Origin of the sequence: Exiguobacterium alkaliphilum 12/1, from assembly GCF_000714435.1 — a bacterium.
GTDB lineage: Bacteria > Bacillota > Bacilli > Exiguobacteriales > Exiguobacteriaceae > Exiguobacterium > Exiguobacterium alkaliphilum.
Window position 1 is genome coordinate 99,946 of record NZ_JJMW01000064.1, and the last position, 14,718, is coordinate 114,663.

At 52.0% G+C, this 14,718-nt stretch carries 19 protein-coding genes and 1 pseudogene; 16 read left to right on the plus strand and 4 right to left on the minus strand.

Annotated elements, in window-relative coordinates; genetic code table 11:
• Window positions 1-70 precede the first annotated feature (70 nt).
• From yjbM to RT52_RS13925, 3 genes are read left to right on the plus strand one after another with little or no spacing between them, the layout of a single operon-like run.
• Complete coding sequence (gene yjbM, locus RT52_RS13915; protein WP_034809583.1) at window positions 71-715, plus strand: GTP diphosphokinase; 645 nt, start codon at window positions 71-73, stop codon at window positions 713-715.
• Window positions 716-727: 12 nt separating this feature from the next.
• Complete coding sequence (locus tag RT52_RS13920) at window positions 728-1,525, plus strand: NAD kinase (RefSeq protein WP_034809580.1); 798 nt, start codon at window positions 728-730, stop codon at window positions 1,523-1,525.
• 3 nt (window positions 1,526-1,528) lie between these two features.
• On the plus strand, window positions 1,529-2,398 hold the full coding sequence (locus RT52_RS13925) for an RluA family pseudouridine synthase (RefSeq protein ID WP_051622737.1): 870 nt from the start codon (window positions 1,529-1,531) through the stop codon (window positions 2,396-2,398).
• Between the two features lie 37 nt (window positions 2,399-2,435).
• Here the strand turns inward: RT52_RS13925 and RT52_RS13930 are convergent, their stop codons facing one another.
• The gene (locus RT52_RS13930; protein WP_034818005.1) at window positions 2,436-3,602 is read right to left on the minus strand and encodes an FtsW/RodA/SpoVE family cell cycle protein; all 1,167 of its coding nucleotides are present in this window, start codon (window positions 3,600-3,602) and stop codon (window positions 2,436-2,438) included.
• Between the two features lie 149 nt (window positions 3,603-3,751).
• On the opposite strand from RT52_RS13930, the gene fabI reads away from it, so the two are divergent.
• Complete coding sequence (fabI, locus tag RT52_RS13935) at window positions 3,752-4,525, plus strand: enoyl-ACP reductase FabI (protein ID WP_034809575.1); 774 nt, start codon at window positions 3,752-3,754, stop codon at window positions 4,523-4,525.
• A gap of 84 nt (window positions 4,526-4,609) precedes the next feature.
• Window positions 4,610-4,798 (plus strand): hypothetical protein, encoded by a 189-nt coding sequence (locus RT52_RS13940; RefSeq protein ID WP_034809572.1) that lies wholly within the window; start codon window positions 4,610-4,612, stop codon window positions 4,796-4,798.
• 2 nt (window positions 4,799-4,800) lie between these two features.
• Here the strand turns inward: RT52_RS13940 and RT52_RS13945 are convergent, their stop codons facing one another.
• Window positions 4,801-5,310, minus strand: coding sequence for a YjcG family protein (locus RT52_RS13945; RefSeq protein ID WP_034818006.1), 510 nt, complete (start codon window positions 5,308-5,310; stop codon window positions 4,801-4,803).
• A 176-nt stretch (window positions 5,311-5,486) separates the two neighbouring features.
• On the opposite strand from RT52_RS13945, the gene RT52_RS13950 reads away from it, so the two are divergent.
• The 7 genes and pseudogenes from RT52_RS13950 (at window position 5,487) to RT52_RS13980 (ending at window position 11,069) form a co-directional block, all read left to right on the plus strand.
• Window positions 5,487-6,032, plus strand: a complete 546-nt coding sequence (locus RT52_RS13950) for a phosphatidylglycerophosphatase A family protein (protein ID WP_034818033.1) — start codon at window positions 5,487-5,489, stop codon at window positions 6,030-6,032.
• On the plus strand, window positions 6,032-6,619 hold the full coding sequence (locus RT52_RS13955) for a phosphatase PAP2 family protein (protein ID WP_034809568.1): 588 nt from the start codon (window positions 6,032-6,034) through the stop codon (window positions 6,617-6,619). The genes RT52_RS13950 and RT52_RS13955 overlap by 1 nt, the downstream gene beginning before the upstream one ends.
• The gene (locus tag RT52_RS13960) at window positions 6,616-7,140 is read left to right on the plus strand and encodes a hypothetical protein (RefSeq protein ID WP_034809567.1); all 525 of its coding nucleotides are present in this window, start codon (window positions 6,616-6,618) and stop codon (window positions 7,138-7,140) included. Before RT52_RS13955 ends, RT52_RS13960 begins: the two co-directional genes overlap by 4 nt.
• Window position 7,141: 1 nt before the next feature.
• Window positions 7,142-7,336, plus strand: coding sequence for a hypothetical protein (locus tag RT52_RS13965; RefSeq protein WP_034818007.1), 195 nt, complete (start codon window positions 7,142-7,144; stop codon window positions 7,334-7,336).
• 148 nt (window positions 7,337-7,484) lie between these two features.
• The gene (locus tag RT52_RS13970) at window positions 7,485-9,503 is read left to right on the plus strand and encodes a BglG family transcription antiterminator (RefSeq protein WP_034818008.1); all 2,019 of its coding nucleotides are present in this window, start codon (window positions 7,485-7,487) and stop codon (window positions 9,501-9,503) included.
• Window positions 9,504-9,506: 3 nt separating this feature from the next.
• The gene (locus RT52_RS13975; protein ID WP_034809562.1) at window positions 9,507-9,773 is read left to right on the plus strand and encodes a PTS sugar transporter subunit IIB; all 267 of its coding nucleotides are present in this window, start codon (window positions 9,507-9,509) and stop codon (window positions 9,771-9,773) included.
• Window positions 9,774-9,807: 34 nt separating this feature from the next.
• Window positions 9,808-11,069: pseudogene (locus RT52_RS13980) on the plus strand (PTS ascorbate transporter subunit IIC).
• Between the two features lie 44 nt (window positions 11,070-11,113).
• On the opposite strand, the gene RT52_RS13985 reads toward RT52_RS13980, so the two are convergent.
• Both RT52_RS13985 and RT52_RS13990 read right to left on the minus strand, forming a co-directional pair.
• Complete coding sequence (locus RT52_RS13985; RefSeq protein ID WP_245175556.1) at window positions 11,114-11,341, minus strand: FHA domain-containing protein; 228 nt, start codon at window positions 11,339-11,341, stop codon at window positions 11,114-11,116.
• Between the two features lie 333 nt (window positions 11,342-11,674).
• Window positions 11,675-12,406, minus strand: a complete 732-nt coding sequence (locus tag RT52_RS13990; protein ID WP_034809531.1) for a hypothetical protein — start codon at window positions 12,404-12,406, stop codon at window positions 11,675-11,677.
• A gap of 141 nt (window positions 12,407-12,547) precedes the next feature.
• Here RT52_RS13990 and RT52_RS13995 point away from each other — a divergent pair, with 141 nt between their 5' ends.
• From RT52_RS13995 to RT52_RS14010, 4 genes are all read left to right on the plus strand, one after another.
• Window positions 12,548-13,120, plus strand: coding sequence for a GNAT family N-acetyltransferase (locus RT52_RS13995; RefSeq protein WP_034809529.1), 573 nt, complete (start codon window positions 12,548-12,550; stop codon window positions 13,118-13,120).
• Complete coding sequence (locus RT52_RS14000) at window positions 13,117-13,833, plus strand: alpha/beta fold hydrolase (protein ID WP_051690377.1); 717 nt, start codon at window positions 13,117-13,119, stop codon at window positions 13,831-13,833. The genes RT52_RS13995 and RT52_RS14000 overlap by 4 nt, the downstream gene beginning before the upstream one ends.
• Window positions 13,820-14,380: an NADPH-dependent FMN reductase gene (locus RT52_RS14005; RefSeq protein WP_034818009.1), complete on the plus strand. Its 561-nt coding sequence runs from the start codon at window positions 13,820-13,822 to the stop codon at window positions 14,378-14,380. The genes RT52_RS14000 and RT52_RS14005 overlap by 14 nt, the downstream gene beginning before the upstream one ends.
• Before the next feature lie 68 nt (window positions 14,381-14,448).
• On the plus strand, window positions 14,449-14,688 hold the full coding sequence (locus RT52_RS14010; RefSeq protein ID WP_034809525.1) for a hypothetical protein: 240 nt from the start codon (window positions 14,449-14,451) through the stop codon (window positions 14,686-14,688).
• The last annotated feature ends 30 nt before the right edge of the window (window positions 14,689-14,718 follow it).

A 14,718-nucleotide genomic window follows, 5' to 3' on the forward strand; every position in this document is an offset into this window, starting at 1 on the left:
GATACCATACTATCGGATACATACGGAAAAAAGCATGATTTTCCGAAACGAACGAAAGTGGTGACAGCCTATGCAACCGATGGATTGGGATCAATTTTTAGTGCCTTACCAAATCGCAGTCGAAGAGCTGAAAGTGAAGTTTAAAGCGATTCGGAAGCAGTTCAACGCCCAAAATGACCATTCCCCGATTGAGTTCGTGACGGGACGGGTCAAACCGATGGGAAGTATCCTCGAGAAGGCGAAGCGAAAGCAAATTTCTTACGAAAACTTGGCGACCGAGATGCAAGATATCGCGGGTCTACGGATTATGTGCCAATTCGTCGATGACATCGTTCATGTCCTCGAGTTGCTCCATCATCGGACAGATTTCAAAATCGTCGAGGAACGAAACTACATCACACATCAAAAAGAGTCGGGCTACCGGTCTTACCATATCATCATCGAGTACCCGGTCCAGACGATTCACGGTGAATTCCCGACGCTCGTCGAAGTCCAAGTGCGGACGCTCGCGATGAACTTCTGGGCGACGATTGAACATTCACTTAACTATAAGTATGACGGGGATATGCCTAAAGAAGTGCAAGAACGGCTGCGCCGAGCGGCCGAGGCGGCCTTCTTGCTCGATGCCGAGATGAGTCAGCTCCGCGTCGAGATTCAAGACGCGCAGCAAGTGTTCCGCGACAAAGAAATGAACGTCCAGACGGACCAAGACTAGGGGGCATAGACCATGCAGTTTGCGATTGTATCAAGGGGAGACGCGCGATCCGCAGAAATCGCACGTGAGTTGACGGATAAATTGACGACAGCCGGCCATACGGAATCAATCGCGCCGCGTATCGTCGTCTCCGTCGGGGGTGACGGGACGATGCTCCAAGCGTTCCATGAATACAGCGACCGGCTCGATGACGTGCTCCTTGTCGGGATTCATACGGGACATCTCGGTTTTTATGCGGACTGGCAACCGGATGAACTTGACGAGTTGACGGATATGATTACGAGCGAAGCGTTCGAACCGGTATCGTATCCGCTCGTCGAGGTGCTCATTGATTATGAGGACGGAACGACAGAGCGCCATCTTGCCATGAACGAATGTACGATTAAAAACTATAAGCGGACGCTCGTCTGTGACTTGTCGATTCGCGACGATTATTTCGAGACGTTCCGCGGGGATGGGCTCTGTATCTCGACGCCTTCCGGCTCGACGGCCTATAACAAGGCGCTCGGCGGGGCGATCGTTCACCCGTCAATCGAGGCGATTCAAGTGACCGAGATGGCGTCGATCAACAATCTCGTCTATCGCACGATCGGCTCGCCGCTGTTGTTGCCGAAACACCACCAAGTGAAGATCGCGCCGCATACGAAGACGGAATTCGAGCTCGCGTTTGACCATCAAGAGGCAGGGTCATGGTCAAACGTGCGCTCGCTCCGCTGTGCGGTCGCGAAAGAAAAAGTGACGTTCGCGCGCTTCCGGCCGTTCCCGTTTTGGCGGCGGGTGCGTGAATCGTTTATCGAGGAAGGAAAGTAACCGATGTATGGATTGACGTTGCGTCGCGTCGTAGGGACAAGTGCCTTGCTTCGCGATTTTTTAATGATAGATTGCGGCATCTCGCGGAAGATGCTGGCCCAAGTGAAGCAAGCGGGGCTCATCCTCGTGAACGGAGAGCCAAAGACCGTCCGCTACACGGTATCGGTCGGTGACGAAGTGACGGTTCATTTCCCTTCCGAACAGCCGTCCGAGACGATGGTGCGTTCAAGCCGTCCGCTTACAGTCTTATATGAGGATGAATGGATGCTAGCCGTCGATAAACCGGCAGGAATCGCGACGATCCCGTCACGGCTTCATCCAATCGATACGCTCGCGAACGCCGTGCTCGGCTATTATCAAGCGATTCAGCTCGATTCGGCGATTCACGTCATCAATCGACTCGACCGGGACACGAGCGGTGTCGTCTTGTTCGCGAAGTACGCGTACGTTCACCACCGTTTTAGCGAGTTGCAAAAACAAGGCGGTTTGACCCGGACGTACACGGCGCTCATCGAAGGGGAAATCGAGCCGCAGACGATTGACGCTCCGATCGGTCGAGCCGAACATTCCATCATGGAACGGGTCGTCACACCGGACGGGCAGCGTGCGGTGACCCACGTTCGACAGACCGTCTCGCACGGGGACGTATCCGCCTTGACGATTCAGCTTGAGACCGGACGAACACATCAAATCCGAGTGCATCTGCGGCACCTCGGGTATCCGTTAATCGGGGACACGATGTACGGGGGCAACACGCGACTTCCGCGGCATGCGCTCCACAGCCTCGATGCCACGTTCCATCATCCGCTGACGGACGAACTGCTGACCGTGACAGCTCCGATACCAGAGGACTTTCGACAGCTCCTCATATAAAAACAGCCCCGGCGCAATGAGCGTCCGGGGCTGTTGGTCAATCGTCGTCAAACATATACGTTTTTGATTTCGAGGCAACGTTCATGACGAGGCCAATTGCAATCATATTCATGATGATTCCTGTTCCGCCGTAACTAATGAAAGGTAAGGTGAGTCCGGTGATTGGTAACACGCCGATTGTCATGCCGATGTTTTGGAAGATTTGGAATGTGAACATCGCGATGACGGCGGTGACGATATAGCTGCCAAATGGACTACTTGCCTCGAGGGCGATATGAATCATGCGATACAAGAACAAGAAGAAGGCGATGATCACAATAGAGGCCCCAACAAAACCATAATGCTCGGCAATGACGGCAAAGATAAAGTCGGTCTGTGATTCTGGCAAAAACACGAGGCCTTGGCCGTATCCCGCGCCAAACATTTGTCCTGACCCGATTGCTTGAAGTGATTTGATGAGCTGGAATGCTAAATCGTCCGAATACTCATACGGATAAATCCAGGCCTGAAAACGATTGAGTGCATGTCCAGGAAAGATTTTTTGCAACACTTCGAAATGAAAGAAGAATAGATACATAAAGCCGCCGATTGTTGCGGCTGCTGCACTAAATAGGCCAAGTAGCCATTTCCAGCCGATTCCAGAAACGATGATGATTGCACCGAGCATCGTAATCAGAACAAGTCCTGTCCCTAAATCAGGTTGTGTCACGATTAGCCCAAGTGGCGGTAATGCGACGAGGACAAGCTTGATGAGCAACCACGTGTCGTGCTGTGACGATCCATAACGTTTATTGTGTTCATAGACGAGTGTTGCCATTGAGATGAGAAGAAACAGCTTCATAAACTCAGCAGGTTGAAAACTAAATCCGGGAACATTATACCAGCCATATGCTCCATTGATGTTTGGAACAAGTGTCGTGTCACGTAACGGAATCAGACCGGCAAGTAGTAACAGACCGAAGGAATAAAGATACCAATGAATTTTACGAAGTTGCTCATATTCAATTGTCATAATAGCGAACATGGCTACAAATCCGATTACGTAGCGAATCCCCTGCTCTAAGGCGAAATTGATATGTTGAAGTCGAGTTGGCAACATCGGCTGGGCCGTGTAGATGGCTCCGAGGCTAATCACCATCAAAAAGAAGACGATGGTCAATAGCGTCGTGTCCAAACTTTTAAAATAAGATTGAATGCGGTTCATGTGGAGTCGTGTCACCCTTTCTATACGTATTTTATCTTACATTAACTAAAAAAAATCGCAATACGTTCTGAGTCGGTTGACAAAACAGACACCGTTCTGTAATCTTATAACAGATATTATCACCAGGTACTAAAAAAGGGGAGTTTACAATGTCAATCTATCCAACGTTAACGAACAAGACATACGTCGTCATGGGGATCGCCAATAAACGTTCAATCGCCTGGGCGATTGCCAAAACGCTAGACGAAGCCGGAGCGAAGCTCGTGCTCACGTATGCCGCGGAACGGTTCAAGTCGGGACTCGAGTCACTCGCAGCTGAACTTAAAGGAGACGCGCTCCTGCTCGAGTGTGATGTGACGAATGACGAAGCGATTGACACGACGTTCAAAACGATCCATGAACAAGCGGGCGAGATTCAAGGAATCGCGCACTCGATCGCGTTCGCGGACAAAGAGGCGCTCCGGGGTGAATTCTCTGAGATGACGCGCGGGCAGTTCGCCCAAGCGCTCGATATCTCGGCTTACAGCTTGACGGCTGTCGTCAAAGCAGCGAAACCATATTTCGCCGCTGACGCCGCGGTCATCACGCTTACGTATCTCGGTGGAGAACGCGTCGTGCCGAACTACAACTTGATGGGCGTCGCGAAAGCCGCGCTCGACTCGAGCGTCACATACTTGGCGAACGAATACGGCCCTCAAGGCGTCCGCGTCAACGCCATTTCAGCTGGTCCGATTCGCACGCTTTCGGCAAAAGGCGTCGGTGACTTCAACAGCATCTTGTCTGAACTTGAGCAGAAGGCACCACTTCGTCGCAACGTCTCGGCAGAAGAAGTGGCATCGACCGCATTGTTCCTCTTGTCTAGCATGGGCAGCGGCGTGACGGGAGAAGTCATCCACGTCGATAGCGGCTACCATATTTTATAAGTTTGGGAAAGGGTGCGGCAATGCGCCCTTTTTTGTATTATCGTGGAACGGTTTCGGGTAAGGACCTGTGAGGGAGGGGAAGTCATGGGTCCTTATCAGATTGATTTCACAGTCGTACAATACGGGAATCGCCAAGTCCAACCAACTGAACGGGCAAGCATCGAACCGGTGACGCGCATCAAGCGGGTACAGCGGATTCGGCCTCGGCAAGAAGAATGGTTAGAAGCCGAACAACAGAAAAGCCCCGGTCGTCTCATCGACCGGAGCGTCTAATATTATCCGCGGAACCGGAACGTCTCATAGACGTTCCACGTTTCGTTTTCAAGCTCATACATGACGGCCATCCGTGTGATCGTCTCTTCGAAATGGACTTGTTCCATCCGCATACGCTCGAGCACATCGAACAGCTCGGCATCGGCCAAGTCTTGACCGATTGTGATATGCGGCAGGAACTCGTATTTCGGCGGCTGATTGAGGACGCCTTCATGTAATTTTTGTTGGAGCGTCGCCAATTCGCGTGTCGGTAACACTTTTAAGTAGAGGACGTTATTCGTCGGTGCGAACGAGCGGACACCATCAATCTTCAATTGGATCGGCTTCGTCTCGTCGGCGACTTGCTGCAAATATTCGAGCACTCTCGGCAAGTCGGCTTCGTCTACTTCCGTACGCTCTTTAACCGTCACGTGTGGTGAGATGAGCGCGTACTTTGTATCGTAACGCTTCCGATACGAGTTGGCGAAATCTTGAACTTGTTTTGATGGAAATAAGACTACCCCAATCTTCATTCCAGTTCCCCCTTTAATAGTGGTCTTCCCATTTATGATGAACGATTTATGGAGGGAAGTCAAAGCGGGCTTAGTCTTTTTTTCGATTTTTCAGTATAATGGAATGGAAGTACGATGAGGACGTATCATGTCCTCGAGAGGAAAGGATGTGGAGCGGGACGAGCGCCCGCCTAATTATGAAAAATGTACCGCACTCACGAGACGTCCGCGAGGCCGCACGGGCCCGTTTGATTGAACGAGGCGTATCGATTGAATCAATCGGTGAAATCGTCTATCAGATGCAGGCGCCTTATTCGCCACACTTGACGTTAAAAGATTGCATGGACTCGGTCGAGGCCGTGCTCGATAAACGCGAACTGCAGCATGCCATCCTCGTCGGATCTGAACTCGACATCTTGGCCGAGCGCGGTCAGTTGTCGGAGCCGCTCTTGTCCATCGTCGCATCGGACGAAGGTTTGTTCGGGGTCGACGAGACAATCGCGATCGGGGCCGTCAACACGTACGGTTCGATTGCGGTCACGACGTTCGGTTACTTAGATAAAGCGAAAATCGGAATCATCAAGCAGCTCGACACGAAGATGGAGGATGGTCAAGTCCATACGTTCATGGACGACCTCGTCGGCGCGATTGCCGCGAACGCCTCTGGTCGACTCGCGCACCGCTTGCGTGACATGACCGATTTCGGAGAAGACGAGATGCGCGAACGAAAAGGATTATATTGATGGATCGTCGAGCTAAACTGCTCCTCTTCGCCGGGACGCTGGGCTATGCCCTCGTCTCGGTGATTGTCGTTCTAGGGGCGGCCGCACCAATCGATACGTTCGTCTATGAACGGCTTGCGCCGCTCGCCGGGCCGACGTTCGCCTATATTACGGAGCTCGGAAGCGTGCGCGTCTTGATCGGGCTCTCGTTCGTCGGGATGTTGTTCTGGCTATGGCGCGGCAATCGAGGCGAGGCATTCCGCTTGCCGATCGTCGTCATCGGCACGCTCCTATTGACGCAATTGCTAAAGCTCGTCTATGGCATCGAACGTCCGCTCATCGACGCCGCTCTCGATGCGACGACGTATAGCTTCCCAAGCGGACACGCTTCAGGGTCGCTCGCCCTCTACGGGTTGATTGCCTATTCGCTCTATCGGGCGAATCGTTCGTCCGTACTCGTCTTGTTGGCGATGACGCTCGTCGTCTTCGTCTCATTTAGCCGAGTCGTATTAAACGTTCATTACTTTAGTGACGTCCTCGGAGGCTGGTTCGTGGCAATCGTCGTCATCGTCGTCTCCGAGTGGTGGTTGAGGAGGAAACAGAATTGATACTTGTGACAGAAGTCGAGAGTTGGTTGTTCATGGATCAACTGACAGCCGATCAGGCAGCCGTCCCGACGATTTTAGTGGAGAAAGACCAGACCAGGGCCCGTTCGTTCACCCCGATGCGGACGTTGTTCCAGTTGAAAAAATGGACGGCGGCTAACGCGTTCATCCCGCTGTTGTCATGCGACGAGACCGCGTATAAGGCGTATGAAGTGTTCCATGTCGACGCATTGCCGCCTTTCGCTTTGCTTCAAGGGGGACGTGTGCTGTTGAGAGCGAACGAGTCGGATGCGGCATACGAAAAAGCGCTCGCGATGAGTCGGAAGACGACGGACGAAGACGTTCTAGGGTTTGCGCTTCAATACTTGAAAGAAATGCTTGATGACGAGATCGTCTTGGCAAGCCGGTTGGATTTGACTGCTGTGTCTCGCGTGCCGGAAGACGTATATGTACCCGGGGACGTCGTCACGACCGGGCAACGATTATTCGCTTGGGCCAATGCCGAAGTGGAAAGGGGAGCGTGAGATGAACGAGTGGGAAACACAGATGCAACGTCTGCTTGACGGTGAAATCGGGGAAGTGACCGTCCCGAAAGAGGACTTTTTGACGGTGCGTTCCTTATTGGTCGAGAAAGGGTGGTTGTTTCACGTCGTTGGGGAAGCGAAACATGGTGGTGTGACGATTTACCGACGAAACGAACAAGCACCGGCGGCGGAATGAATCGATGAGGCGAGGGGAATCCCTCGCCTTTTTCTGTCCGCTAGCGGTCAGACAGAATTTTTGAAGGGTCGGCCCGGAAATCCTGTCGTAAACGCTTACATAAAGGGCTGATTTCTCTCGTATACTGAAGGTGTAGGAGGCCTCTACTATGTTACTAAATGAAAAAAGCAAACGGATTATCCAAGTTCTCATGCATGAGAACGACGTGACGTTACCATTGCTCACGTTGATGTTGCCGTATTCAAAACGGACGATTGAATATGAATTGGAACGGATTCAGCAGTGGCTGAGCGATCGCGATTTGCCACGTCTAGAGATGGAAGGGACGTCGATTCGACTGCTCGACGACCCACGCATTCAGGAGCAGGTCGAACGGGCCGAGCTACTCTTCTCTGAAGATGAACGCGAACTGTTAATCATCTTTTACACGTTGACGACAGACGAGTTTTTGTCGGGCGTCCATTATCAACAGCTGCTCGACGTCTCGAAGTTCACGGTGCAAGAGAGTTTGAACGCCGTCAAGGCGAGTGCCGCCCAGTTCGGGCTCGACTTCGCCTATACGCGGCGTACTGGTTATCACATCAACGGACATCCGCAGACGATTGCCCTCTACTTGTATCGGGCGGTCGAACGTTTGGTCGAGCTGTCGACGAAAGAGCGGTTGATTAGTGCCGTCATCGACACGTGGCAGACCGACCGCGACCGTTTAATCAAACAGATTGAGTCGTATGAACAGCTACACCAGTTTCGTTTTGTCGAAAGCCATCGCGAGAAGCTCGCTTACTTTTTGTTGCTCGGTAGCCGACTCGCCCGGACGGAAGCGCATGACGAGGAAGACGTGATATTGTTCGAGAACACGGATGAATCGCTACGAGAACATTTTAACCAAGTGCCTCATTTATGGGTCACGCTCGACATGCTCGTCAAGAGCGGGCCAAAAATAGAAGAGGAGATGGACGCGAACGTCCAGCAAGATTTGTCGCTCGTCATGATGGAAGTCATCGAACGGTTCGAGGCGTTGAGCTGTACGTTCATCATCGAACGTGAGGCGTTATGTGAGAAGCTCGTCCTTCATTCGAAGGCCACGCTCCAGCGTGTGTACACCGGCCTCGAGGCGCCTCGGGAGCTTGAGCGCTATGTGATGAAAGAACATCAAGTCTTGAACGTGCTCGTCGACAAGTCGCTCGAGCCGTTTCGGAAACGAATCGACAAGGTGATTCCGAAACACGAAGTGATGTACTATACGCTTCACTTCGCGGCGCATCTCCATCGTCAAGGACAGCACTTAGATGACAAGATGAAGGCCATCGTCGTCTGTCCGAGCGGGGTGAGCGTCTCGCATATGCTCGATCATATCCTGAAAAACCAGTTCCCGGAGTTCGTGTTCTTGCCACCGATTTCACAGCGTGACGTGGAGCGGTTCGCGCCACTTGTCGACATCGTCTTCACGACGGTGCCGCTCCCGCGTGACGTGCAACGGGTCGCACACGTCATGCTCGTCCCGACGTTGCCGACACGGCTCGAACAAGTCGCCTTGAAGCGAGAAATCGGAAAGCGCTTCTTTCACAACGTACAAGAGGTTCCGCTCCAACTCGATGACGTGATGCACGTGATTGAGAAGCACGCGACGGTTACGAATGAACGGCAACTGAGACGAGAGCTTCGGGCGTTGCTCAATCCGAATCAAAACCCGATGAGGTCAGAGGGGGAACAACCAGTGTTAAATGAATTGATTACGCACGACAACGTGCAGTTGATGGAACGTGCAAGTGATTGGCAAGAGGCGATCCGCCTCGCGGCCCGGCCGCTTGAAGTAACCGGCGCGATTGAGACGCGTTATGTTGAGACGATGATTGACAACGTGGAACAGCATGGCCCGTATATCGTGTTGATGCCGGACGTGGCCATTCCGCACGCTCGTCCTGAAGACGGGGTCCGCGAGCTCGGCATGAGCGTCTTAAAACTGACAGAACCGGTCGTCTTTCCGACCGACAAGCCCGTCCGTCTCTTCTTCGTCCTCGCGGCGATCGATCAGACGACACATTTAAAAGCGCTAGCACAACTGACAGAGCTGCTCGGTAACGGTACCGATTTGTCAGAAGTATTACACGCCGAATCGATTGAACAAATGTTACAAGTCATCACTAAATATTCGGAGGAGGAATAAATCATGAAAAAGATTTTAGTAGTATGCGGGAACGGGTTAGGATCAAGTTTCATCATGGAGTTGAACGTGAAAAAAGCGCTCGAACAGATGGGGAAAGAAGCGGAAGTGTCGCACACGGACATCGCCACGGCTCGGACGGAACCGGCGGATATTTACCTCGGCGCAAAAGACATCATCACGACGTTAGATGACGGGACGCGGACAATCGTCGCACTCGAGAACGTGATGGATATCGAACAGATCAAAGCTCACTTGAGCGACAAGCTGTAAGTGATTATTTCGGGACGGTAAGGGGGAACAACGTATGCTTGATTTGATAATGCGAGATATATTGGGAACACCAGCGATTCTGGTCGGGTTGTTTGCGCTGATCGGCCTCATGCTTCAAAAGAAAGACGTCGCGTCCGTCGTTTCAGGGACGTTGAAGACGATCATGGGATTCGTCATCATCGGGGCCGGGGCCGGTGTCATTATCGCCGCGCTCGACATCTTTGGACGGATGTTCGATGAGGCGTTCAGTATTCGCGGGGTCATCCCGAACAACGAGGCGATCGTCGCCGTCGCTCAAGACGCGTTCGGTGTCGAGACGGCGATGATCATGGTGTTCGGGATGATTATGAACATCGTCTTGGCTCGTTTCACCCCGTTCAAGTATATTTTCTTGACGGGTCACCATACGCTCTTCATGGCGAGCTTGCTCGCTGCGATTCTTTCGGTATCGGGACTTGAAGGCGTCATGCTCGTCGCCGTCGGCTCGGTGCTACTCGGATTGTGTATGGTGCTCTTCCCGGCGCTCTTGCAACCGTTCGTCCGTCAAATCACGGGATCGGACGACTTTGCGGTCGGACACTTCGGTTCACTTGGGTATTTCGTCTCTGGGACGATCGGGAAATATGCCGGGAACAAAGAGCATTCAACGGAACAGATTAAAGTACCGAAACAGCTTGGTTTCCTTCGCGATACGTCAGTCGCCGTCTCCTTGACGATGACGCTCTTGTTCATCGTCGTCGCCTTGTTCGCCGGTCCGGCGTTCATTGAAAGTGAACTTTCAGGCGGATCGAACTATATCGTCTTCTCGGTCATTCAAGCAATCACGTTTGCGGCGGGTGTCTATATCGTCCTCGCGGGTGTCCGGATGTTGATCGCGGAAATCGTGCCTGCGTTCAAAGGGATTGCCGACAAGATGGTACCAAACGCCAAACCGGCGCTCGATTGTCCGACGGTCTTCCCGTTCGCACCGAACGCCGTCATCATCGGCTTCTTGGCGAGCTTCACGGCCGGATTGATTGCGATGTTCTTCTTGCCGCTCTTCGGGCTCGCGGTCATCGTCCCAGGTCTAGTGCCACACTTCTTCACTGGGGCAACGGCCGGGGTGTTCGGGAACGCGACCGGCGGACGGCGTGTGCCTTGCTCGGTGCGTTTGCGAACGGGTTATTGATTTCCTTCTTGCCAGCACTATTGTTGCCGCTCCTCGGAAATCTCGGGTTCGAGAGTACGACGTTCGGCGACTCCGACTTCGCGCTCGTCGGGATTCTAATCAGCTGGTTCGTCTCGCTCTTCACGTGAGGCGCATGAGAAAAGCCGTCCCTTTCAAAGGGGACGGCTTTTCGTCAGGCGTTCGAGGCCAATTTGATTTTTTGTCGTTTCAGCTTGTGCAGTAACCAGGCATGGAGCACGTCACAAGAGTGGTGAGGCAAGGTCAGTTCCACGAGCGGGTTCGTCTGACCGAATATAGTGAAGCGCGAATGGTCCTCGTCGAGCATCGAGACTTGAATATCGGTCGCTTCTTGGAGCGAAATTCGTTGCTCGCCGGCAATGGCATCTTTTAATTTCAGCATTTTTCCATTCGTCGCAAACTTGGTGAACGAAGAGATTCCCTGTACTTTCAGTTGTTCCATTTCGTGTATCTATCCATCTGCGTGATGAATAGATTTTCACCTCGCTTTCTCTATATTGCCTTCGCTTCCTCGAGAAGGTTATTCCTAGTATAACGCCCTGTCCCAAAAAGAAAAGAGTCAATTTAACGAAAAATTTAGACAATTTGTTATCAAAATTTAAAAATAGTATTTATGCGCCGGCCCGATGCGGTTTCAAGTAGATTTTGCCTGCCCGCAATAACAAAAAAGAACCTAAAACATGAAGGCTCTTGTCTGTTCGGTACATCGATGAACTTAAAACCGCTCGATTTCCCATGTGCGGCGTCGATACGTCAATTGGCCTTTGAGCGCAATCGATTCTTTCTTCGCGTCGAAGTCTTCTTCTAACACCGACATGTCCTCGTAACGGCCCGCCACGTAGAAGGAAATGGTGATATAGCGATTGAACAAGCTCCGTTTCGTATGGTCGAAGTCGATAATCAACCCTTGCGGGGCAAGGGTGAGCAATTCATCGATGACTTGGAGCGGAATCGGGACGAAGCTGATGTTTCGGATGTCACGGTCGAGTTTGCTCTGAAGCACGCTTTGAAGAAAACGATTGATCGAGGCCCAATCTCTTATGTATAGGCTACTATGTCGATCGTTCGCTTCGTTGAAGAAAGCAATCTCGTTTTGAATCGAGTGAAGAAACGGCGTTTTCAACCCTCGTTCCATATGGCTTAAAAACAGAATCTCGGCAATCTCGTGGTCCGATAACGATTCGAGCACATGATAGTCCGGAAAGTCGATGGCGGTGAACGTCGTCTGATTGTTTAAATATCGTGATGAAAACGTGGCGAGTTCATGCGCCTCGATATAACGGAAACGGGTCCGCGTCGATTGGCGCATCCCTTTGACGTCCGTTCGGCAGATAATCATCGGGCGAGCGAGCGAGAGCGCCTCGGCGACATCGCTCAACGTTACGCCGTGCAGTGTGAAACGTTGTAATTCCCGGTCTTGTTTCATGTAGAATAACTGTTTTGACATGTTTATCCCCTCAGTTCGAAGTCGCTTTCCTTAATTTTAGCAAATCCATTTCCGGTACGCCATGTTCGAGAGGGTTGAACTGACGATTTTGGAGGAAAACAAGCTATAATTGAAAAAAGGATAAAGAAAGGCGGGTTCATTATGTGGGGGTTAAAGAAAAGTTTTCCGGAGCTCGCTACGAATCGCTTCACGCTGAGAGAGCTTGAACCTCGTGATGCCCGGGCGCTCTATACGATTTTGTCGACCGAGGACGTCATGCGATACTACGGGTCCGACCCGCTCCTTGCCGTCTATGAAGCAAAGAACGTCATCGCCTATTTCAAAGACCAGTTCCAGCAAGGCAAAGCGATCCGTTGGGCCATTTGCGACCGTGTGACCGACGAGCTGGTCGGGACGATTGGCTTCCATAATTGGACCCCGCAATATTACCGGGCCGAGATTGGCTTTGAAGTCGCGAAGAGTCATTGGCGCCAGGGTGTGGCGCACGAGGCGGCGACGGCCGTCATCAACCACGGGTTCAACGAGTTCAAGTTTCATCGCATCTCGGCACTCGTCGCCCCGGAGAATGACGGGTCGAATCGATTGGTTCAAAAACTTGGCTTCACCGAAGAAGGGTTGCTCCATGACTATGCGTATAGTCATGGACGATTCATGGATTTGACGATGTACCGGTTGTTACGAGACGAGTGGGTGATGAGGGGGGAACGAGGATGAACGTCGTATTGTTGCACGGGTTATGTGGATCGCCGGATTATTTCGATGCGCTCGAGCCGCTCCTTGAGGCGGAGGTGTATGCGTTGACGTTGCCGGGCCATAACGGACAAGTTGGCGGACCGGAGACGATGGATGCGTTTGCGGATTGGGTGATCGAAGAAATTCGATTGCGGGACATCGCGCGCCCGGTCGTGCTCGGCCACTCGTTCGGTGGCTATATCACGACGAACTTGCTGCGCCGGTATCCGGACGAATTGTCGGGCTTCGGTTTGATTCATTCGACCGCCGCTTCGGATACGGACGAGGCAAGGGAAAAGCGCAATCAAGCAATCGAGCGCGTCGTTGAAGAAGGGGTCGTTCCGTTTATCGACACGATGATTCCGAGCGTGTTCGCAAAGGATTCCGCTGAAGCGCTTATCGAACGAGCGAAACAGATCGGCTACAAGATGTCGAAGGAAGGCATCATCTCGGCCCAACTCGCCATCCGAGACCGGGCCGATGAGACCGATACGGTGCGCCATACGGGCTTGCCGGGCCTATTCTTATATGGAAAGAAAGACCCGAACATGGATGAGGCGCGGGCGTTCCTCGGTGCCGAACGTCATACTTGCCGCAAACTTCCCGTCAGTCATATGGGGATGATGGAAGCACCAGAAGAAGAGGCACGACTCATCAACGCTTGGCTTAAGGAGGAATTCCATGGAACCGTTTAAACTCGTCGCAGTATCGGGCAGCCTACGTAAAGCATCATACAACACGGCGCTCTTGCACTCGATTATCGAACTTGCACGCGGTCGATTCGACATTTCGATTCACTCGATCGAACTGCCGCTATATAACGATGACTTAATCGATCCGGATGAACCGGAAGCGGTCATCGCATTCAAACGAGCAGTGCGTGAAGCGGACGGGTTTCTCGTCGTCACGCCCGAATATAACCATAGCATCCCTGGCGTGCTGAAAAATGCGATCGACTGGCTCTCGCTCGAACCGGGTTCACCGCTCGGCGGTAAACCGGTTATGATTGCCGGCGCCTCGCCGGGCATCCTCGGGACGGCCCGTTGCCAAATCCACCTCCGTCAAGTATTTGCCACAAATAAGGCAAACGTTTTACCAGGAAACGAAATTTTCATTACGCATTGTAAAGAAAAGATTGGTACTGATGGATTGCATGATGAGAAGTCGATTGTTCAAATTCAAAAAGTGTTATCTGAGTATTACAATTGGATTGATTTTTGGAAGCGTCACGCAAAATCTTAACTTGAACTCCCTTCATTTGTTTGATAGAAATGAATTGTGAAAACAAACACAAAGGGAGCGACTACAACATGGAAACGTATATTGAACTGTACAACGGCGGCGAGTTAGAGGACCGGGCAGTCATCAATGACGGGATGACGTTCGGACGAGTGACGATTGTGGAGATGTTCTATCAGACGGGTCACATCTTTGGCTATGTGAAAGCTGATGGCGAGAAAACGTTCTTCCTCGAGCCAATCGCCGAAGACGATACGTTCACTGCCGAAGGCGAAACGTATTCACTCCAACAGTTCATCGCCCTATTCTAACGTTCACAAACGCAAGCGACTCGCTTGCGT